At 69.3% G+C, this 18,795-nt stretch carries 24 protein-coding genes; 13 read left to right on the top strand and 11 right to left on the bottom strand.

Annotated features, from left to right (window positions below):
* The 7 genes from AC4NMM_RS09810 to AC4NMM_RS09780 all read left to right on the top strand — a co-directional run.
* On the top strand, positions 1–285 hold a 285-nt coding region (locus AC4NMM_RS09810; protein WP_491924170.1), incomplete at its 5' end, for a zinc ribbon domain-containing protein.
* 84 nt (positions 286–369) lie between these two features.
* On the top strand, positions 370–921 hold the full coding sequence (locus AC4NMM_RS09805; RefSeq protein WP_096394958.1) for a hypothetical protein: 552 nt from the start codon (positions 370–372) through the stop codon (positions 919–921).
* Positions 918–1,883: a hypothetical protein gene (locus AC4NMM_RS09800; RefSeq protein ID WP_096394957.1), complete on the top strand. Its 966-nt coding sequence runs from the start codon at positions 918–920 to the stop codon at positions 1,881–1,883. Before AC4NMM_RS09805 ends, AC4NMM_RS09800 begins: the two co-directional genes overlap by 4 nt.
* A gap of 6 nt (positions 1,884–1,889) precedes the next feature.
* Complete coding sequence (locus AC4NMM_RS09795) at positions 1,890–3,503, top strand: hypothetical protein (protein ID WP_491924169.1); 1,614 nt, start codon at positions 1,890–1,892, stop codon at positions 3,501–3,503.
* Between the two features lie 115 nt (positions 3,504–3,618).
* Positions 3,619–4,215 (top strand): hypothetical protein, encoded by a 597-nt coding sequence (locus AC4NMM_RS09790; protein WP_096394938.1) that lies wholly within the window; start codon positions 3,619–3,621, stop codon positions 4,213–4,215.
* A gap of 85 nt (positions 4,216–4,300) precedes the next feature.
* Positions 4,301–4,588 carry a hypothetical protein gene (locus AC4NMM_RS09785; protein WP_096394937.1) on the top strand — a complete coding sequence of 96 codons (288 nt, stop codon included), beginning with the start codon at positions 4,301–4,303 and terminating at the stop codon, positions 4,586–4,588.
* Entirely contained in the window at positions 4,585–5,280 is a 696-nt protein-coding gene (locus AC4NMM_RS09780; RefSeq protein ID WP_096394936.1) for a hypothetical protein, read from the top strand. Before AC4NMM_RS09785 ends, AC4NMM_RS09780 begins: the two co-directional genes overlap by 4 nt.
* 54 nt (positions 5,281–5,334) lie before the next feature.
* Here the strand turns inward: AC4NMM_RS09780 and AC4NMM_RS09775 are convergent, their stop codons facing one another.
* Positions 5,335–7,203, bottom strand: coding sequence for a PKD domain-containing protein (locus AC4NMM_RS09775; RefSeq protein ID WP_491924168.1), 1,869 nt, complete (start codon positions 7,201–7,203; stop codon positions 5,335–5,337).
* A 147-nt stretch (positions 7,204–7,350) separates the two neighbouring features.
* Here AC4NMM_RS09775 and AC4NMM_RS09770 point away from each other — a divergent pair, with 147 nt between their 5' ends.
* The gene (locus AC4NMM_RS09770) at positions 7,351–7,680 is read left to right on the top strand and encodes a transcription factor S (RefSeq protein WP_096394934.1); all 330 of its coding nucleotides are present in this window, start codon (positions 7,351–7,353) and stop codon (positions 7,678–7,680) included.
* A gap of 15 nt (positions 7,681–7,695) precedes the next feature.
* Here the strand turns inward: AC4NMM_RS09770 and AC4NMM_RS09765 are convergent, their stop codons facing one another.
* The 4 genes from AC4NMM_RS09765 to AC4NMM_RS09750 all read right to left on the bottom strand — a co-directional run bounded on the left by AC4NMM_RS09765 (position 7,696) and on the right by AC4NMM_RS09750 (position 10,473).
* Positions 7,696–8,358 carry an alpha/beta hydrolase gene (locus AC4NMM_RS09765; RefSeq protein WP_491924167.1) on the bottom strand — a complete coding sequence of 221 codons (663 nt, stop codon included), beginning with the start codon at positions 8,356–8,358 and terminating at the stop codon, positions 7,696–7,698.
* Between the two features lie 29 nt (positions 8,359–8,387).
* Complete coding sequence (locus AC4NMM_RS09760) at positions 8,388–8,786, bottom strand: DUF5778 family protein (RefSeq protein ID WP_096394930.1); 399 nt, start codon at positions 8,784–8,786, stop codon at positions 8,388–8,390.
* 75 nt (positions 8,787–8,861) lie between these two features.
* Positions 8,862–9,785 carry an HhH-GPD family protein gene (locus AC4NMM_RS09755; RefSeq protein WP_096394928.1) on the bottom strand — a complete coding sequence of 308 codons (924 nt, stop codon included), beginning with the start codon at positions 9,783–9,785 and terminating at the stop codon, positions 8,862–8,864.
* 25 nt (positions 9,786–9,810) lie between these two features.
* Entirely contained in the window at positions 9,811–10,473 is a 663-nt protein-coding gene (locus AC4NMM_RS09750) for a DUF7384 family protein (RefSeq protein WP_096394926.1), read from the bottom strand.
* 99 nt (positions 10,474–10,572) lie between these two features.
* On the opposite strand from AC4NMM_RS09750, the gene AC4NMM_RS09745 reads away from it, so the two are divergent.
* Positions 10,573–11,454: a carbon-nitrogen hydrolase family protein gene (locus AC4NMM_RS09745; protein WP_096394924.1), complete on the top strand. Its 882-nt coding sequence runs from the start codon at positions 10,573–10,575 to the stop codon at positions 11,452–11,454.
* 82 nt (positions 11,455–11,536) lie between these two features.
* Entirely contained in the window at positions 11,537–12,085 is a 549-nt protein-coding gene (dpsA, locus tag AC4NMM_RS09740) for a DNA starvation/stationary phase protection protein DpsA (protein ID WP_004597035.1), read from the top strand.
* A gap of 96 nt (positions 12,086–12,181) precedes the next feature.
* Here the strand turns inward: dpsA and AC4NMM_RS09735 are convergent, their stop codons facing one another.
* From AC4NMM_RS09735 to AC4NMM_RS09720, 4 genes are all read right to left on the bottom strand, one after another.
* Positions 12,182–12,727 (bottom strand): DUF1684 domain-containing protein, encoded by a 546-nt coding sequence (locus AC4NMM_RS09735; RefSeq protein ID WP_096394912.1) that lies wholly within the window; start codon positions 12,725–12,727, stop codon positions 12,182–12,184.
* Between the two features lie 85 nt (positions 12,728–12,812).
* Positions 12,813–13,514 carry a helix-turn-helix domain-containing protein gene (locus AC4NMM_RS09730; RefSeq protein WP_096394910.1) on the bottom strand — a complete coding sequence of 234 codons (702 nt, stop codon included), beginning with the start codon at positions 13,512–13,514 and terminating at the stop codon, positions 12,813–12,815.
* 70 nt (positions 13,515–13,584) lie between these two features.
* The gene (locus AC4NMM_RS09725) at positions 13,585–13,863 is read right to left on the bottom strand and encodes a DUF7521 family protein (RefSeq protein WP_092920202.1); all 279 of its coding nucleotides are present in this window, start codon (positions 13,861–13,863) and stop codon (positions 13,585–13,587) included.
* Positions 13,860–14,264, bottom strand: a complete 405-nt coding sequence (locus AC4NMM_RS09720; protein WP_096394908.1) for an ArsR/SmtB family transcription factor — start codon at positions 14,262–14,264, stop codon at positions 13,860–13,862. Before AC4NMM_RS09720 ends, AC4NMM_RS09725 begins: the two co-directional genes overlap by 4 nt.
* Before the next feature lie 172 nt (positions 14,265–14,436).
* Here AC4NMM_RS09720 and AC4NMM_RS09715 point away from each other — a divergent pair, with 172 nt between their 5' ends.
* The 3 genes from AC4NMM_RS09715 to rnhB all read left to right on the top strand — a co-directional run bounded on the left by AC4NMM_RS09715 (position 14,437) and on the right by rnhB (position 17,332).
* The gene (locus tag AC4NMM_RS09715; protein ID WP_096394906.1) at positions 14,437–16,071 is read left to right on the top strand and encodes a potassium channel family protein; all 1,635 of its coding nucleotides are present in this window, start codon (positions 14,437–14,439) and stop codon (positions 16,069–16,071) included.
* 125 nt (positions 16,072–16,196) lie between these two features.
* A complete protein-coding gene (locus tag AC4NMM_RS09710) occupies positions 16,197–16,568 on the top strand; it encodes a 30S ribosomal protein S8e (RefSeq protein WP_096394904.1) in 372 nt (123 codons plus the stop codon).
* Between the two features lie 50 nt (positions 16,569–16,618).
* A complete protein-coding gene (rnhB, locus tag AC4NMM_RS09705; protein WP_096394902.1) occupies positions 16,619–17,332 on the top strand; it encodes a ribonuclease HII in 714 nt (237 codons plus the stop codon).
* Between the two features lie 31 nt (positions 17,333–17,363).
* Here the strand turns inward: rnhB and AC4NMM_RS09700 are convergent, their stop codons facing one another.
* Positions 17,364–18,065 carry a TMEM165/GDT1 family protein gene (locus AC4NMM_RS09700; protein WP_096394900.1) on the bottom strand — a complete coding sequence of 234 codons (702 nt, stop codon included), beginning with the start codon at positions 18,063–18,065 and terminating at the stop codon, positions 17,364–17,366.
* A complete protein-coding gene (locus AC4NMM_RS09695) occupies positions 18,062–18,766 on the bottom strand; it encodes a metal-dependent transcriptional regulator (protein ID WP_096394895.1) in 705 nt (234 codons plus the stop codon). The genes AC4NMM_RS09700 and AC4NMM_RS09695 overlap by 4 nt, the downstream gene beginning before the upstream one ends.
* Positions 18,767–18,795: the final 29 nt, after the last annotated feature.

Here is an 18,795-nt window from a genome sequence, read left to right as displayed (position 1 = left end):
ACGACGAAAGAGTGTGCGTCCTGCGGCGTTTCGACCGAGAAACCGTTGTGGGTGCGCGAACACTCCTGCCCGGCGTGTGGGTTCGAGGCCGACAGAGACGCGAATGCGGCGTGGAATATTCTTTCTCGCGGTGTGAAGAAGCGGTTAGGAGCGGGACGCTCCGAATCAACGCCTGTGGAGACTGCGCTCCCTGTGTCCTCGGTTGTGGATGCAAAGCGCGTCGTGGAAACAGGAAGCCCCACCCTCAAGCGCGAGGGCGTCAGCCCGACCGGTAGGGTGGGGTAGTTCACTGTGGAGAGTGTGTCTCTCGAAGTCGCCGACCGAGAGACTTGGCAAAGCAATTATGTTCGGAGGTTACGACGGAACTGTATGAACAAAGACGAGTTGATCAACGTGGGACTCATCGTCGTCTTCGGCGCCCTCATCGGTGTGAGTACGACGATGTACCGCGGTATGCTTCCCACGATCTTCTCCGCCGATCTCATCGAGTTACACTACTCCATCGCGCACGTGCTCATCGGGACGATGCCTGTCCTCTTTCTCCAGGCTGACACCCCACAGGGACGCGCGACGGCGATATTCTTCTTCCTCGCCGTCTCCATCACCGTGGCGGTCTCGCCGGTTCGGATCCTCCTCAACGGGATGATCGGCGCGACCGTCCTGTTCGGGAGCGTCGCGTACTTCCGATTCTTCACGGGAAAGAGTACCCACTTCCTCGGAGCCGTCGCGTTCCTCATCGCCGAGATGTACGCCTACACCGTCTGGATAATGGGCCGAGCGTACCTGGAGACCGACGACCTCCTATTTATATTGCCGCCCGTGTTCACGACGGTCATGGTCGGGCTTCTCCTGAACGCCCTCCGCACGGAGTACCGGAAAGCGACGTCGGGTAGCGCGGGCTCACAGGGGTGGGGACTGTGAGCGAAAACCCCGACGAAGTGATGTTGATGGCGGGGCAACGCGGCGGGAAGTCGACCTTCCTCGGCGCCATGGCGATCAAAATAAAACAGTCGAAACGGTCGAGCGCCGTCGGATCGAGTTCTTGGCGAGACGTGATCAGCAACGCCGTCTCGACGGACGACCTCGTCGGGAACTACAGCGTGACGTACGGCGACCGGGGACTGTTCGAAGACGAGGTGGTCGAACGCATGCGGAGCTCCTACCGATACCCCGAACAGACCAACCGCCGCGACACCTACATCGTCGAGTTCAACCTCAACGCCGACCAGTCGATGGCGAAGACGATCACCGTCGCGGCGATGGACATTCCCGGAGAGGCACAGGAGGCCGCGGTACAGCGGCTTCGAAACGGGAACTACGACGAAGACGAGGTTCGTGAGAAATACCAGTCGACCGGAACCAAGCCGCAGCGCGGGGCCATCAGAGAGCGGATAAACGACGACACGAAGGCGATAAAAAACGAGGAGTGGGAGTGGGCGTACCTCTACCACTACCTCCGGAGCGACCGGGTGATATTCCTCTATAACCTCTACAAGAAGATGTTCCGCGACGACATCGACGGCATCATCGACGCCGAGCTGTTGCGGCTGGCCGACGCCGACGACAAGACGGGGCTGCTGCTGTTCACCGCGACGGATATGCTGGATTACGACCCCACCGACTACAAGATCAGTCTCCTCGGACGGGGGAGCGTCAACACGCGGTACTTCGACGACGACCTGGTCAAGGAGATCGATCGACAGGTCCCGGGGAACAAAGGCGACGACGTCCTCGAACTCGTCAGCGAGGCGCGAGACAAGAGCATGGACCTGTTCGGCGTCTCCGTTCCGGAGGGGAACCGTGACGAGATCGAACACTCACAGGGGAAAGTCGTCCTCAAGGGGTTCGAAAACGTCGGCCGCTGGCTCAAAAACACCACGTAACGACCCATGTATCAGGACATCGAGTTCCGCCACGGACTGTACGACTTTCAGGGGCATCACGCCGGGACGAAGCTCGGACGAAACGAAGCCGCAGAACAGGCGATCGTCGACCTCGTCGACGGCGCAGACATGGCGCTGTATCGGAGCGAAGGGTACTTTTTCGACGCCCTCGACGACCGGACCTTCGTCTTCGGTCGCCTCGTCGAGTGGGACTCCGTCAGGTCGGGAGAGTGCTTCTTCGACCTGTACGCGACGCCGCTCGATAACCTCCGCGACGTCGCGGTCAAGGATCTGGTCAACGAGTTGTTCGAGCGGAGCCAGCAGATCACGGAGAAACAGCAGTCCATTGAATCGACCGTCACCGTCTCGGTCCGGGCCGACAACGGCGGCCCGGGAGCCACCGCCGGCAGCCCGGGAGCGGATCCGCACGCGGAATCCGGGAGGAACCGGGCGGGGACGCCCGGATCGGACCGTGACCGGCCCGGCGAATCGACTCCGGGCGCGGACGCGACCGACCGCGCCGGCGAGGGAGGCCCCGACGACGCGGTCCCGAACCGTGCGGCGGAGGAACGCGGGCGGGGAGACGACGGTGCCCCGGAATCTCCTTCCGCCGACGCGGCCGCGGACTCCGTCGAGGCCGACGAGACCGGCGACAGCGGGAGTCCGGGCGAGAGTCCGAACGCGCCGCCAGCGGAGCGGACCGACGCGATCTCCGACGCCGACGCCGAGTTCGTCGCGCAGTTCTGGGAACGGTATCGTCGCGGGACTGACCCGCTCAGAGTATCGATCGATGGCGTCGACAGGATGGCGCGACTGGTCAGCGGGACCCTCTCGAACGTGCGGTTCGTCTCGCGAGTGGACGACCAGGGCGACCCCTATCACTTCGACGTCGTCGGGGGCGAATCGGGGGAGCCGTACGACGTCTCGGAGCTCGTCGAGACCGTCCGAGCGGCCGCGGCGGACGGGTCGCTGACGTGGGGAGACCTCCCGACATACGAGGAGGAGCTACGCGAGTTGGTCGAGCGACACCGCAAACGCCTCCTCCCGGCGTTCGAGGCGGCCGCGGACAGAGACGAGTTCGAGACGTCGCTGGACGCCTTCCGCGGCCGCTTCGACGAGGATCACGCGAGCGGCATCGACCGGCCGCAACTCGAGTTCTACCACGACCTGTGGAGTGCGTTCGTCGAGGACTACTGGACGACCATCGCCACGTTCGAAGCCGTCGTGGGAGAGCGCGCCGCCGAGACGCTCGTCGACGCCGCCAACCCGGACGCCAGCCTCGCCGACGAAGAGGAGGCCGAGAGTGATCGCCTGATCGATAGGGTGAGCGGGCTCGTAACCGGCGGAGACGAACGGGGTGCCGAGCCCGGGGCGGCCCGGAACGTCGACGCGGCTCACGTCGACGACGAAGAGGTCAAGACGGTTATGCGTCGACTGAGCGAGGTCGCCTTCGAGGAGGCGTGCGAACGGCTCGACGGACCCGTCAGCGACGAACTCCGCGAGCGGCTCCGGCAGCGAGCGGAGCGGATCTCCGTGGAGACCGTCCGGCGACTGGACGAGATCCGCGGCTCGCGCGCCTATCGCGAGACCTACCGCGACAGAACGGACTCCGGGGAGTGACGCCGCGAAATCCCTCGTCCTCCTCGGATTCTCTACGCTGACCCGCCTCTCGCTCGCCGACCCGACGTCCGGGGCGGAGTAACTTCTAAATGCGATTGTACAGATGGGCTACACGATGGGACTCATCGACACGGCCGCGGACATCGTCGAGGAGATCAGCGACGAGGGGACCGGGCAGACGGACGCGGGCGACGCCTCCTCGGGCGTCGTCCGCGCCTCGGCGCGGTGTATGTACTCGGAAGACCCGTTTACGATCCGATTCGAGCGGCGGGGCAACGCGTGGGCGGCCACGAGCACGTCGATACCGACGGCCGGCGGCGACGGAGGCGGCGGGTCGTCCGGCACCGCACAGGTGTCCGGTCCGTTCGAGTTCCCGCCGGAATACGAGGGGTGCCCGCACTGCTCGAACACCGGCCTGTTCGTCTGTGCGGACTGCGACAACATCGCCTGTTGGGACGGGAACACGAACCCAGTCGTCTGCCCGTGGTGTTCCGCCGAGAACCCCATCGAGGGCGACATCGAGAACATCGAGGCGACGGAAGCGGCCTCGAACGACCGTTCGACCACCGAAACGACCGACAGCGGCGTGACCTCCGGAACGACTGACTCCGAAGCGACCGACTCCGGAACGACCGACAGCGGCGTGACTTCCAGAACGACTGACTCTGGAACGACCGACAGCGGATCGACGTCGATCCGGCGCGAGGATTAGATGTTCATCTCTCGACACGCGACGGAGGTGACCGACGACGACGCTACGGCGAACGCGCTCGCTGCCGGTTCCGAACCGCACGACCATGACTGAGGCGCTGTTCGACGGGAGCAGCGCCACCCTTCTCCGATACGGCGTCTTCTGCCTGTTCGTCGGCGTCGGGATCGTGTTCAGCGACCGGCTCTCTCGGTCCGTCGGGCTGAGCGCGCGTGCCAGTGCGCTCGTCGTCCTCGCTCTGGGCGCGATGGTCTGGTACGGCTGGTCGAGCGCGTACCTCCGCTGGACCCGGCTGTTCGGGACGGCCCTCGCCGTATTGCTCCCGCTGGCCGTCTGCTTCAACCTCTTCCGCGAAATCGTGTGGGACGCACCGTGATCGGGCTCGTACTCGACTGGTTTCTGGCACCCGAGCCCGGCGTGTTCCCGGTCCGATTGATGGTGATCGGACTCGGCGTCCTCCTCGCCGGCGGCGTCGCGAGAGCGCTCCGGCAGGTAACGAGCAGGCGAGCGTTGTTGGTCGGCGGAACGCTCCTCAGTGCGGGTTACTGGTTCACCTCGATCGCCGTACTCAGGGGGTCTTACGACCTCTACGCCGCGTACCTCTACCTACTCTTCCACGCCACGGAGGGCGCGGCGGCCGCTCACTTCTACCGGAAAGTCGTCCACGCGTTCCAGCAGCGCTCGCTGCCGGGTGGCGGCCAGGTACGGACGCGCGTGCTACATCTCGCAGCGATGTTCTCCGTCGTTCTCTCCGGTGCCGGTCTCTTCGCCTATCGCTCCGGAGTACGCTCCGTCACGGGACAGGCGGTGTCGATCGGGCTGACGTACACTATCGTCGCGGTCGGCGTGACGTCGCTCGGAGTCTGGTGGCGCGTCCGACCGCTCAGCAACGACTACCGGATACCGACGCTCCTCGGATTCGCCGCGTGTGTCACCGGCGCGGAACTGTACGGCTACGCGACCCCGAGCCTCGACGTCATCGTCGCCCTCGCCGGTGCCGCGGCCCACGTGTCCGGCTTCTGGATCGCGGTGGGCGTCTGGGTCCTTCGCGGTCGCTTGCTCCCCTGAGACGTCGCGCGGGGCTCACGGGCGGAGTGCGGTCGGTGTTCGTCTCCGCCCGCCTCACCGGAATCGGATCGCACCGACGTACAACGCCGCGGTGGCGAGGAGCTGTATCAGACCGAGCGGGAACCAGACCAGCGACGGGAACGGGTCGATCCGGTCGGCGAACAGGTCGTCGTCCGTGTCCGCATCGCGCGGACTGCTGCCCCGTTCGAGTTCCTCTCCGTCGAGGACGCCGTCGTCGTCCATGTCGGCGTCGAGCGGATCGAGGTCTCGCCGAACCTCGCGCCCGTCTTCGATCCGGTCGTCGTCCGTGTCGGCGGCCCTCGGGTCCGTTCCGAGTTCGATTTCGCGGGCGTCGTCGAGCCCGTCGCCGTCCGTATCCGCCGCCGCCGGGTCGGTTCCGAGTTCGACCTCGCGCGCGTCATCGAGCCCGTCGCCGTCCGTGTCCGCCGCGGTCGGGTCGGAACCTAGTTCGACTTCCCGCCCGTCGTCGAGCCCGTCGCCGTCCGTGTCCGCCGCGGTCGGGTCGGAACCTAGTTCGACCTCCCGTCTGTCACCGAGCCCGTCGCCGTCCGTATCGGCCGCCGTCGGGTCCGTTCCAAGTTCGACCTCGCGTGCGTCGTCGAGCCCGTCGCCGTCCGTGTCCGCCGCCGCCGGATCCGTCCCGATCTCGGCCTCGCGAGCGTCGTCGAGTCCGTCGCCGTCCGTGTCCGCCACGGTCGGGTCGGCTCCCAGCTCGACCTCTCGCCCATCGCTGAGTCCGTCATCGTCCGTATCCGCTGCCGTCGGGTCGGCCCCCAGCTCGACCTCGCGGCCGTCGTGGAGCCCGTCACCATCCGTGTCCGCGGCCGTCGGATCCGTTCCGAGTTCCCGTTCCCGCTCGTCGACGAGCCCGTCACCGTCCGAGTCGGCCCGCACGGCGAACGTCCTCGTGACGGTCGCGTCAGCCCCCCTCTCGTCGACGGCGGTGAGCGAGACGGTGAACCGGCCGCTATCGGTCGGAATCGTCTCGACCGTCCGGCCGCTCGCGTCGACGGTCCGGTTCGAGCCGAAGCGCCACTCGAACGACTCGATCCGCCCGTCCGGGTCGCGCCCCGACGCGACGAACTGAACCGACCGCCCCTGTTGGATGCGGTCGCTCGACGCCGTGAAGTTCGCGACCGGAGGGATGTTGACGTACACGAGTTCGGACACGCTGTCGGAGAGCCCGTACCTGTCGGTCACCCTGAGCGTGACGTTCCGGTGACGGCCACCCTCCGAGAATGAGGTCGTCACGCGCTCTCCGGTCGCGTCGGTCGCGCCGTCCCCGTCGAGGTCCCAGGCGTAGTCCAAGTTCACGCTCTCGCCGGACGAGTTCGACGCGTCGAACCGGACCGTGTCGCCCGGCTCCGGCGTCGTCGGCGTGTTCGTGAACGTCGCCGTCGGCGCGTCGCCGACGTAGAGGCTGTCCAAGGACCTGTCGCGGCCGTCGATCGTGAGTCGAACCTCCACTTCGCCGGTGCCGTCGATGCCGATCGAACTGTAGGAGACGACGGTGTCGCCGGGCTCGATGGTGGACGATACCGTGTACTGGTCCGACGGGGTCGAGACGTGCCACCGTATCGTGTGACTCTCGCTGACGTTCGTGAGAACGAGGTACGGGTGGAACGGCGAGTCCGCGTCGAACGCGTCCCCGCGGCCGAGACACTCGGCGTTTCCGTCTCCGTCCGTGTCCCGGACCTCGTCGCAGTAGGCGATCGTCTCGATGCCGTACTCGGGGAGCGGCGCCGGGTCGGTCTGTGGAGAGTCGCCGGAACCGATGACGCCCGTCGGACGGTGTTCGGAAGCGGGCGCCACGCCACCGGCCGACGGGACGAGGCCCGCGGTCCCGGCGAGGACGACCACGAGAGAGACGAAGACCAGACGAGTCCGAGCGCGCGACCACACAATACGGTGATCAACCGTACCACATCACTTGACAGTTTCGCGATTCGAGGCCACGGAGCGTCCGGCGGAGAGCTGCCGAGGCCGAGGGACCGCTCCGCGACCGCACCCACCGGACCTAAACCGCTCGATCCCCTGTCTCCCACGTATATGCAGTTCTGTGACGACTGCGGCTCGATGATGGTCTCTCGCGACGGGGAGATGGTGTGTCAGAACGACGACTGCGGCGGCACCGCCGAGCGCGACGAGACGCTCGCCGCCGAGTTCGAATCGACGACCGAACAGACCGGTGAGGAGGTGATCGAGACGGAGGAGGGCGCGAACTTCGAGGGGAAGCCGACCGCGACCGACGTCGTCTGCGACGAGTGCGGCCACGGCGAGGCGTGGTACACGATCAAACAGACCGGCGCCGCCGACGAGCCCCCGACGCGCTTTTTTAAATGTAAGGAGTGCGGCCGCCGCTGGCGCGGGTACAACTGAGCCGTTACTCGCCGCTCAGTCCGGCCCCGAGGAACGCTGCCGAATCCTCGTCCCGAGAAACGCCGCGGCCGCTTCGCCTACCTCCCCGCTCCGCCCGACGAAGAAGTGGTCGGACTCGAACGCGACCGTCTCGACCCCCAGTTCCGCCGCCCGCTCGACCACGGGCTCCCAGTCGGCGGTCGAGTCCCGCGTCGCGTACAGGATCCGAACCGGAGTGCCGCGCTCGACCACCTCGTCGAGCGCCGCGACCGCGTCGACGTCGGCGTTCAGTCGCGCGGTCGGGGCGAGCGCACAGACGCCCGCCAGTTCGGGCCGCGACGCGGCCGCGACGAGCGCGACCGTCCCGCCGAACGAGAAGCCGAACAGCCCGACGCGGTCGTAGCGGTCGAGGGCCCAGCCGACCGCCCGGTCCGCGTCGGTGGTCTCGCCGTACCCCTCGTCCCAGTCGCCGTAGTCGAACCGGAGGCAGTCGATCCCGCGGTCGGTCAGGGCCTCAGAGACGGCGACCAGTCGCTCGTCGCCGCGGTGACCGCGCTGCTGGGGGTGCGGCGGACAGGCGACGACGACCGCGTCGCTCCGAGGGTGGTCCGACGAGCCCTCGGCAGCCCCGTCGCTCGCGGCGGTGTCGAGGGTGGCGCGCACGTCGCGGCCGGCGGGGATCAGGACGGTGTCGCTCACGGGACGGTGACCCTCCTCGTCGCTCCCGCTCAGGGCACCTGCGTCACGCGGTCGACGTCGTCGAGGTCCGCGAGGTCGGCCGCGAGCGCCTCCTGGTCGACGTCGGCCTCGTAGTAGAACACGATGTCGAAGGCGCCGTCGCGGAGCAGCTGCTGGCACTCCCAGACGAACTCCTCGCCGTCGAGCGTGAGTCCCTGAAACTGGTTCGACGAGAAGTTCGTGTCGTCGTTCCCGGCCTCGATGTAGGTCTCGCCCTTGTCGGCGTGGTCGGCGATGACCTCGTTGGCGGCGACCGTCAGCTCGTGCATCTCCAGGTCCTGCTGGCCGTCGAGGTCCGTGTGGACGATACAGCCGAGCAGCTCGATGTCGCCCGGCTCCAGTAAGGCCTTCGTGCGGGTGTACAGGTCCGAGTCGACGGTCTCGCTCATGCGTCTCCCTTCCGGCTCCCGTAATAAACGGGTGACGGTTCCGGGGGCGCCGCTCGCAACCGGCGACAGGGGGTCTCAGCGGCGGAGCGACACGACTACGCCGTCGTCGGCCGTCTCGGTTTCCACCAGCCCGTCGTCCGCCAGGTCGTCGACGAGCCCGCGGAGCCACTCGCGGCCGTGTTCGCCGTCCGGCGCGTAGTCGACGCGGATCCGGTGGCCGAGCGCGTCCAGCTCCATCTCGTCGTGTTCGCCGAGGAGCCGGACGATCCGCCCGCGGAACTGCCGCCGGCTCCCCTCGAAGCTCGGCTGTTCGGGCACGTCGGGCGCGGTGAAGTCGCCCGTCTGGTAGGCGTGGCACCACTCGCGCCACGGGCAGCCGGCCTCGTCGCAGCGGGGGCTCTTCCCGCAGGCGACGCCGCCGAGCTCCATGATCGCGTTGTTCCACACCCGGGACTCGCCCGCCGGCATGAGCCTGGAGGCGACTCGTCCGAACACGTCGTCGTCGTCCGGGACGTCGAACGCGCGGTACAGCACCCGCTTCACGTTGGTGTCGACGACGGCGTCGCCGTTGTCGAACGCGAACGACGCCACCGCGTTGGCGGTGTACGGCCCGACGCCCATCAGTTCGCTGAGACCGTCCGGGTCCTCCGGAAACGCCCCGTCGTAGTCGTCTTCGACCTGGCCGGCCGCCTCGTGGAGGTACTTCGCGCGGTTGTTGTACCCCAGCGAGTGGTCCGACCAGAAGGCGACCACGTCGGCGCGGTCGGCCGCGGCGAGGGCGGCGGTCGTCGGCCACTCGTCGAGGAAGTCCTCCCACGCGGGCACGACGCGGTCGAGCTGGGTCTGCTGGCTCATCACCTCGCTGACGAGGACCTCGTAGGGGTCCTCCGTGCGGCGCCACGGGAACTCGCGGTGGTCCGCCTCGTACCAGTCCACGAGCGCGTCGCGGACCGCGTCGAGGTCGGCCGGGAGCTCGGGGGCGCCCTCCGCGTCGGTCATGCGGATCGCTCCGGCCGGCGGCGGTTTATCGGTGCTGGTCCCCGCCGGCGCGGACCGAGTCCATCGTCCGCGGGTCGCGGTCGGGACCGGGGTACGCCCCGCCGACCGCGTCGGGGTACAGCTTCGCGGGGTCGAACACCGTCGCGAACGCCCGCGGCTCCCGGACACTCACGGGGAGTCGGTCGCGGAGTCCGGCCGCGGCCCCCGGCCCTGTCAGCGAGGGGTCGAGGCTCACGACCTGCATCGCGCCGCCGCGGTACGCGGACGCCAGCGCGGGGTGGTCGCCCGGGGGCTGCGCCACCGGCTCGCGCCACGACTCGACCGCCGCGCGCCAGTCGGCCGCAAGACTCGGGTCCGAGAGCCACGCAATCACTGCCTCGGCGTCGTCGAGGAGCGGATCGCTGGCGACGAGCGTCGTCCACGCGTGCGCCCGCAGGGCGTCGAGCGCCTCGCGGGCGTCTCCGCCGACGAGGAGATCCGCCGCGAGCGCGTCGGCGTCGGCGACGACCCGGGCCGGGCTGGGGTCGAGGGGCTCTGCGACCGCGTCTCCGTCGGCAGAGGCGTCGCCGCTGTCGGCGGCGCCCTCGTCCGGCGCCGAGCGCACGTCGTCGAGCGCGCTCCGCACGTCCGCCTCGTCGCGCTCGCCGTCGAGTGCGGCCGCGCGCTCGAACAGGTCGGCGAAGGTCATGCCACACGGTCGGGGCCGCTGGGGTATCGTCCTTGCGGCCGAGGCGTGCTGATTCCCCGACCCCCGGCGTTATTGGTCGCCCGCGACGAACGCGAGGGCGTGAGCGACCGAACCGGCCCCGACCCGACCGTCGCCGTCCCGCAGGTCACCGTCGACGACCTCCGCGTCGACGCGAACGTCGAGCGGTTCCGGCGCCGAGCGGCCGGCCTGTCGAACGGAGTCGACCTCGTCGTCTTCCCGGAGTACGCGCTCACTGGGTTCGCCGCCGACGAGCGGCTTCGGGAGACCGCGCTTCCTCGGGACGCCGCGCGCGAACGGCTCGAATCGATCGCGGCGGCCGCCGACGCGGCCGTGATCGCGGGCTACGCCGAGCGCGACGGGGAGGGCGTGTACAACGCGACCGCGTACGTTCCGCCGCCGGCCCGCGACGCGCGCGGCGGCCCGGACGCGGAGACAGTCGACGGCCCGGACGCGGAGACGAGCGACGGCCCGGGCTCGGCTGCGACCGACGATCGCGGGGGATTGGCCGTCTACCGCAAGCGACACCTGTGGAACGACGAGTCGGAGTGGGTCGAGCCCGGCGGCGAGCGCGTCGTCGTCGAGACGCCCGCCGGGTCGACCGGACTGCTGACCTGCTACGACCTCAACTTCGTCGCGGAGAGCGCGTGGTTCGCCGAGCGCGCGGTCGACGCGCTCGCGGTCGTCGGCGCGTGGCCCGCCGACCACGCCGCGAACTGGCGGCTCCTCTGTCGCGCCCGCGCGCTCGACGGCGTCAGGTGGGTCGTCGCCGCCGGCCGCACCGGGAGCTCCGGCGGCGGGCGGGCGAGCGACGAGGCGACGTACGCCGGCAGCTCCCTCGTCGCCCGCCCGGACGGCGCGGTCGCGGCCGAACTCGGCCGGGAACCGGCGACCCTGACCGAGACGCTCGACCGCGAGACGCTCTCCGCACAGCGGGGTCTGGTAGGCGCCGTCGGCGAATAGCAGAAAATAATTTTGTTAATATGAAAAAGTAGTTTTCTCAGTAGAAACTATTAAGTAGGTCGCGCGCGTACGTAGAGGTGAAATGAGTACCCAGAAGCAGGCCCGTCAGCGATACGGCGACGTTCACGAGAGCGAAGCGCTCCGCGTCCCCGAGGAGAAGGCCGAACAGCTCGTCGACGCGCTCAACAGCGACCTCGCGGCGACGTACGTCCTCTACCACCAGATCAAGAAACACCACTGGCTCGTCGAGGGCGCCGAGTTCCTCGACATCCACGAGTACCTCGGCGAGGTCGCGGCCGACCTCGAAGAGGGCGCCGACGTGCTCGCCGAGCGCGCGCAGGCGCTCGGTGGCGTGCCGCTCTCCGGCGGCGCGAACTACGAGGAGCACGCGCCGGTGACTCCCGAGGACGCCGACGCCTACGACATCCGGACGTCGCTGGAGCACGACCTCGAGATCTTCGGCGACATCACCGAGCAGCTCCGCGAGCACATCCAGCTCGCCAACAACCTCGGCGACTACAACACCGAAGAGCAGCTCCGGGAGATCCTCGAAGACGTCGAGGAACACGGCCACCACATCGAGCACTACCTCGAGGACGACACCCTCGTCACGAGCGAGACGCTCGAGTAAGCCGACCGCGACGGACTGCTTTCGGGCCGTTCCGGAATCCGATTTTCGTGTTTTTCACGCCCCCCAGAGTGGCGACACCGGCGACGCTCCCGCCGCTCAGTCGAGGTCCGGCGTCCGCTCGCCCGCAGGAACGACGATCTCCAGCCAGTTCTCCTCGGGCGGAAGCGGACAGGAGAACGTCTCGCTGTACGCGCAGAAGGGGCTGTACGCGAGGTTGAAGTCGATCGTGACGCTGTCGCCGTCGTCGAGGTCGCGCTCGGGCGCCAGCTCCATGTACCGCCCCTGGTGGTACGTCTGCTGACCGGTCGTCTTGTCGCGGAAGGGGACGAAGATGGCGCCGTCGTCGCCCTCCTGTCGGTAGCCCGCCAAGGTGTGTTTCTCCCCGTCGACCTCGAACGCGAACGTGACGACCCGGAGGTACCGGACCGGGTTGCTCGCGGTCGTCTCCATCTCGACGGGATCGGGGTCGTCGTGGACGGTGACGGTCGCCTCGACGCGGTAGTCCGGATTCGGCGGGAAGTAGTCGAGCCCGTCGAACTCGTCGCGCCGTTCCGGCGGGATCGGCGACTGCGGGTGGTCGGCGAAAAAGTCGTCCTTCTCCCGGCGGTTCGCGCGGAGCCGCTCGGCGTAGTCCTCGCTCATGGCCGGACCGACGAGCGCCGGCGGTTTCAGGGCCGCGGTTCGGGAAGCCGCCGCGGTTCGGTCGTCCGCCCGATCCGCGGCGACCTCAAAGCGCCTGGAGGGCCGCGAGGCAGTCGTCGAGGTCGCGGTTCGACGTGGCCAGCGAGACGCCGTCTACGCGGGCGAGGTCGGCGGCGTGGTCCCACAGGTCCCCGTCTTCGATCCCGTGGAGCACGACCGCGTTCGGCGTCGGGCTCACGACCCGCAGCGCGACGAGCGGCGACTCGCCGCGCGTCACCCGCGTGAACACGAGCGCGCGGTTCGTCGACTGCCCGTACAGCCGGTAGAACTCCTCGCTGGAGAGCCGCGTGATCGCCTGGATCGAATCGATGACGGTGTGGCCGTTCACGTGGTCGTGGTCGCCGCGCACGATCTCCGTCGCGCCCATCGCCTCGTAGAACTCCTCCAGCGGGACCGCCGTCGAGTACTCGCGGAGGTCGTGGACGATGTCGCTCTCGAACCCGGCCGAGAGCACCCGGGCGTGCTGGCGGAGGCGCCCGCCGCCGCGCCGTTCGTCGATGTCGAGGAGTCCCTCGACGGTGCGGCGGACGACGCCGATCCCCGGGCTCTCGCGGCGACCGCTCTCGTAGTCGGAGACGACCGACGAAGAGACGCCGAGCTGCTCGGCCAGCTCCGTCTGCGAGACGTCGAAGTCGGTCCGCCACTTCCGGAGCGTCGCTCCGGGGTCGTCGCTCAGCGTTATCTCGCCGGCGATCCGGCGGGAGAGCTCCTCGCGTGCGTCGCTCATGCCGTGAACGAACGGCCGAGCGCCGCAAAAGGGTACCGTTCGTCGCGCGTCGAACGCCGCTCGGCTGCGTCTATTCCAAGTACAGCGAGTAGACGATGACCGCGAACCCGACCGCCGTGAGGAGGCCGTCGATGGCGATGCCGACCGCCAGGTCGGCGCCGATGATCTGGTGGGAGACGCCGCCCAGCAGCGCCCCGACGGTGACGATGCCGAAGCCGACGCCGAGCTCCCGCAGCGACCGGTCGCCGGTCCGGTCGTACGCGCGGAGCGCGTAGTAGGTGATGCTGCCACCGAGCACCAGGATGGCGGTCTTTGCGACGATGATAGTCAGGTCGATGTAGGGGTTCATGTTTCCTCTCGTAGCTCCGACCACAGGTCGGCAAGTCGCTCGTCTCGGGTCCGCTCCGGCCGAGAGAACTCCACGTCGAACTCGCGGCGGTCCGCGTCGCCGTCGCCGTCGCCGCCGTCGTCGACGGAGACGGTGACGGCGTCGAACGACACCGAGTACCGCGTCGTGTGCTGCCCGTCCCGCCGGATGTCCGTCGACTCGGAGAGCAGAGAGGCGTCGGTGAGCTTCTCCAGCTTCCGGTAGGTCGTCGACAGGGGGATGTCGCACTCCTCGGAGAGCTCGCTCGCGGTCTTCGGCTCGGTGAGCGCCGCGACGATCCGACGGGCCGCGTCGTCGGCCAGCGCGTCGAGCACCTCGTCGACCGACGGCGGCTCCGGGTCTCGCGACGGGTCCCGCACCATGCGTGACGGTTCGGCCCCCGGAACTTAAACCATCGAACTTCGACCCGACGGCCGGACGGTCCGACCAGCAACGCCCGGGCGTCCGGCTAGCGCGCGCGGCCGAGCCGCGGACGCGACGGTCGAGCCGGACGAGTCCACCCGTTTTTGTACGGGCGCGACGTATCGCGGCCCGATGGACACGTGGAAGCGGCGGGTCGTGTTGTACGCGGTCTTTCTCGGCGTCATGCTCACGTTCACCGCCGTCGCCTACCGGTGGGGAATGCGCGTCTTCGAGGACGACCCCCGGACCCTGATCGAGTCGTTCCAGTTCGCGGTCGAGATGTTCACGACGACCGGGTTCGGCGGCGACGCGTCCTCGTGGGGGAGCCAGCAGATGCACGCGTTCGTCGCCGTGATGGATCTCGTCGGAATGATGCTGCTCATCGGCGCGCTCCCGGTGGTGGCGACCCCGCTCCTCGAGTCCGCGTTCGCGACGACCGTCCCCCGGTCGCTGGAGGGCGACACGGAGGGGCACGTCGTGGTCTGTTCCGACACCACGCGCTCCGACGCGCTCTTGGACGAGTTCGAGTCGGAGGCGGTGCCGTACGTGGTCGTCGAGCCCGACCCCGACCGGGCGCTGGCGCTGTACGAGGCCGGACACACGGTGGTCCGGGCCGACCCCGAGACGACCGACGGGCTCTCGAACGCGCGGCTGGCGGACGCGCGCGCCCTGGTCACCGACGTCTCCGACCGGGTGGACGCGAGCATCGTCCTCGCCGCGAAGGAGCTCTCGACGGACGTCCGCGCGATAAGCGTCGTCGAGGACCCGAGTCGCGAGCGGTACCACCGGCTCGCCGGCGCGGACGAGGTGCTCTCCCCGCGGTCGCTGCTCGGCGAGAGCCTCGCCTCGAAGGTGACGACGGCGGTTCGGACCGACCTCAACGAGGCGGTCGCGGTCGGCGACCTGCGGATCGCGGAGATCTCGATCCACCACGGCAGCGGCCTCGCCGGGTCGACGCTCGCCGGGAGCCGGATCGGCGAGCGCACCGGCGTCGACGTGATCGGCGCGTGGTTCAACGGGTCGTTCGAGGCGGCGCCGCCGCCGGACGCGACGCTGTCTGCGGGAACAGTCCTCCTCGTTTCGGGAACCGAGGAGCAAGTGGAGCGGCTCGTCGACCTGACCAACTCGGCGGCCCGCCGGTTCGGCGCGGGCGAGACCGTCGTCGTCGGGTACGGCCAGGTCGGAAAGACCGTCGCGAACGCTCTCGAAGCGGCGGACCTCCCGGTGACCGTCGTCGACCGCGACGGCGGCGAGGCGATCGACGTGGTCGGCGACGCGACCGACCCGGAGACGCTGCGGGAGGCCGGCGTCGCCGACGCGCGAACCGTCGTCCTCACCCTTCCCGACGACACGACGGCCGAGTTCTCGACGCTCGTGGTCCGCGACCTGGCGCCGAACGTGGAGCTGCTCGCGCGGGTCGAAGACCCCGAGAGCGTCCCGAAGATGCACCGCGCCGGCGCCGACTACGTCCTCTCCCTCTCGACGGTGACCGGTCGGATGTCCGCGTCGGCCGTGTTCACGGACCGGGACGTGCTCTCGCTCGACACGCACGTCGAGGTCGTCAGGAGCGAGGCCCCCGCTCTGATCGGCCGGACGATCGGGCAGGCGGCGGTCCGCGAGACCACCGGCTGTACCGTCATCGCCGTCGAGCGCGGGGATGGCCTCGTCACCGACGTGGGCCCGGAGACGCGGATCGAGCGGGGCGACGAGCTCGTCGTCGCCGGCACCGACGAGGGGGTCCGGGCGTTCGAGCGCGCGTTCGCCTGAGCGGGTTCGCTCCGCGGATTCGGCCCGCGCAACCGGTCCGCGTCGCGGCGCTGATCCCGCTCGCGCCGCCGATCCCGCCGGGACGAGTCGAACGCTTCAAGTATTCGCTGGCTGTTCGTACCCGTATGAAAGACCAGGGACGCTCCGCGCGCAAGCGGACCGGCGGCCGACTCAAGCACGCCTCGAACAAGAAGCGCCACCAGCTCGGCCGCGAGCCCGCCGAGACCACGGTCGGCGAGACGCGACTCCAGTACATCGACTCCCGCGGCACGGGGAAGAAGGTCCGAGCGCTCTCGACGAACGTCGCGCAGGTCGCCGACGACGGCGAGGTCAGCGAGGCCGATATCGAGAACGTCGTCGACAACCCCGCGAACGTCAACTACGCCCGCCGGAACATCGTCACGAAGGGCGCCATCATCGAGACGTCCGCCGGCCGCGCCCGCGTCACCTCCCGCCCCGGCCAGACCGGCCAGGTCAGCGCGGTCCTGCTCGACTGAGGCCTCGCCCTTTCTGAAGGTATTTCCCCTCGCACGCCCACCAGCCACGCGTGTACCTCGGCGTCGACGAGGCCGGCAAGGGGCCCGCCTTGGGACCGATGGTCGCGGCCGCGGTGATCGCCGACCCAGCGAGCCTGCCGGCCGGCGTTGACGACTCGAAGCGGATCGCGCCGGCTCGGCGCGAGGAGATCGACGACGAGATCGCGTCGCTCGAGCGGGTCGCCGTCGGCGTCGCCTTCGTCGATCCCGCGGAGATCGACCGACCCGACACGGACATGAACACGCTTACCGTCCGTGGACAGGCACGGGCGGCGCGAATCGCACTTTCCGGGACCGTTGCGACCGATATCGACGAACCGGTCCGCGTCGTCGCGGACGCGGGCGACACCAGCGAGGGGCGGTTCGCGCGGCGCCTCCGCGAGTTCGTCGAGGACGAGGGCGAAAACGACGCCTCAGTGGACGGCGAACCGCTCCCGTCGGTCGACGTGACGGCCGCGCACGGCGCCGACGCGGACGACCCGGTCGTCGGCGCCGCGAGCGTCGTCGCGAAGGTGGCCCGCGACGAGCGGATGGCCGCCATCGACGCGGAGTACGCCGGGTATGGCGACCTCGGGAGCGGCTATCCCAGCGACCCCGCGACGCGGTCGTTCCTCCGCGAGTACGTCGCTGATACGGGCGGTCTCCCCGACTGCGCGCGCGCGTCGTGGGCGACCTGCGACGACGTTCTCGCGGCCGCCGAGCAGTCGGCGCTCGACGAGTTCTGAGCCGGTTCGAGAGCGTCCGCAGCGGGAGCGCTCAGAACAGTCCGGCAACGAGCCCGCCGACCGCCCCGACGAACGTCTCCCACACCGAGAAGCCGGTCGCGATCGCCAGCACGGTGTCCGCGCCGAAGAAGGCGAACAGCAGCGCGGAGCCGAGGTGCGCGAGCCGCATATCGACCCGTCCGGCGAACTTGTGGAAGAAGTACGCGTTCGCGATGCTCACCGGGATGATCGCGAGCATCTCGCCGACCCAGATGGCGGAGGTCGCGCCGTACTGGACGGCCAAGCCGATCGTGACCAGCTGGGTCTTGTCCCCGAACTCCCCGGTCGCGGTGAGCGCGAAGATGGGCAGGAAGCCGCCGAGCGACCCCGAGTATCGGTCGAGCCGCCCCGGCAGCGAGAGGTCGTCGAACGCGGCCATCCCGCCGTCCGTGCGCTCCGCCTCGGGGCTCGTTCCGCGGGGCGGGGCGGAGCGGTACAGGAGCACCGCGAAGAGGAAGAACAGGACCGCGGTCGCGGCGTTGAGCGCGAGCGGCGGCAGCGCCGACTGGAGGGCCTGCCCGAAGGCGATCTCGACGGCGGTCCACCCGGCGAACGCGGAGCCGGCCGCGGCGACGACGATCTTCGGATCGTACTTCGTCGCGAGCCCGGCGATCATCAGCTGGACCTTCTCGCCCGGAAGCACCGCGAGCTGGGCGGCGAACGCGACGACGAGGATCTCGACGTAGCTCGTCATGCGTCGCTCGCCTCCTGCCCGTCGCCGGCGGCGCTCGACTCCGCGGCGCGGCGGACGTACACGCGGTCCGCGACCGCCTCCGGCAGCCCGTGTTCGTCGCCGTCGCTCGTCCGGACGGTGACCAGCCCGAACGAGGCCACGTCGACGACCTCGACGGTCGTGCCCGGGGTGATCCCCGCGTCGACGAGGAACTCCAACACGTCGGGGTCGCGGTCGCTGATGCGGGCGACGGTCCCCCGTTCACCGGGCTCCAGGGCCGCGACGAGCGCGGTGCCGGCGTCCTCCGGCGTCGACAGGTCCGCCGGGGGGATCGGGTCACCGTGCGGGTCGGCGGCGGGGTAGTCGAGGAGGCTCTCGACGCGCCGCGTGAACTCCTCGCTGACGTGGTGTTCGAGCGCGTCGGCCTCGGCGTGGACCTCGGTCGCCTCGTAGTCCAGCTGCTCGGCGAGGAACGCCTCGATGAGCCGGTGCCGGCGCACGACCTCCAGCGCGGCGACCTCGCCGGCGGGCGTGAGCTCGACGCCCTTGTACTTCTCGCGGGAGAGCAGCCCCCGGTCGGAGAGCGTCTCCACCATGCTCGTCACGGTCGCGGGGGTCTTGTCGAGCGCCTCCGCGATCTGCGAGGTGGAGACGGGCGGCCCCGCCCGCGACTCGATCCGATAGATCGCCTTGAGATAATCTTCGACGGCGTCGGTGGGCATAGACGGTTTTGATCGGTCTAAATTAATAG

It is taken from the genome of Halorubrum sp. SD41, from assembly GCF_058630335.1.
The sequence above is the reverse complement of the archived record's forward strand: the minus strand, read 5'-3'. Positions and strand labels throughout refer to the sequence as shown.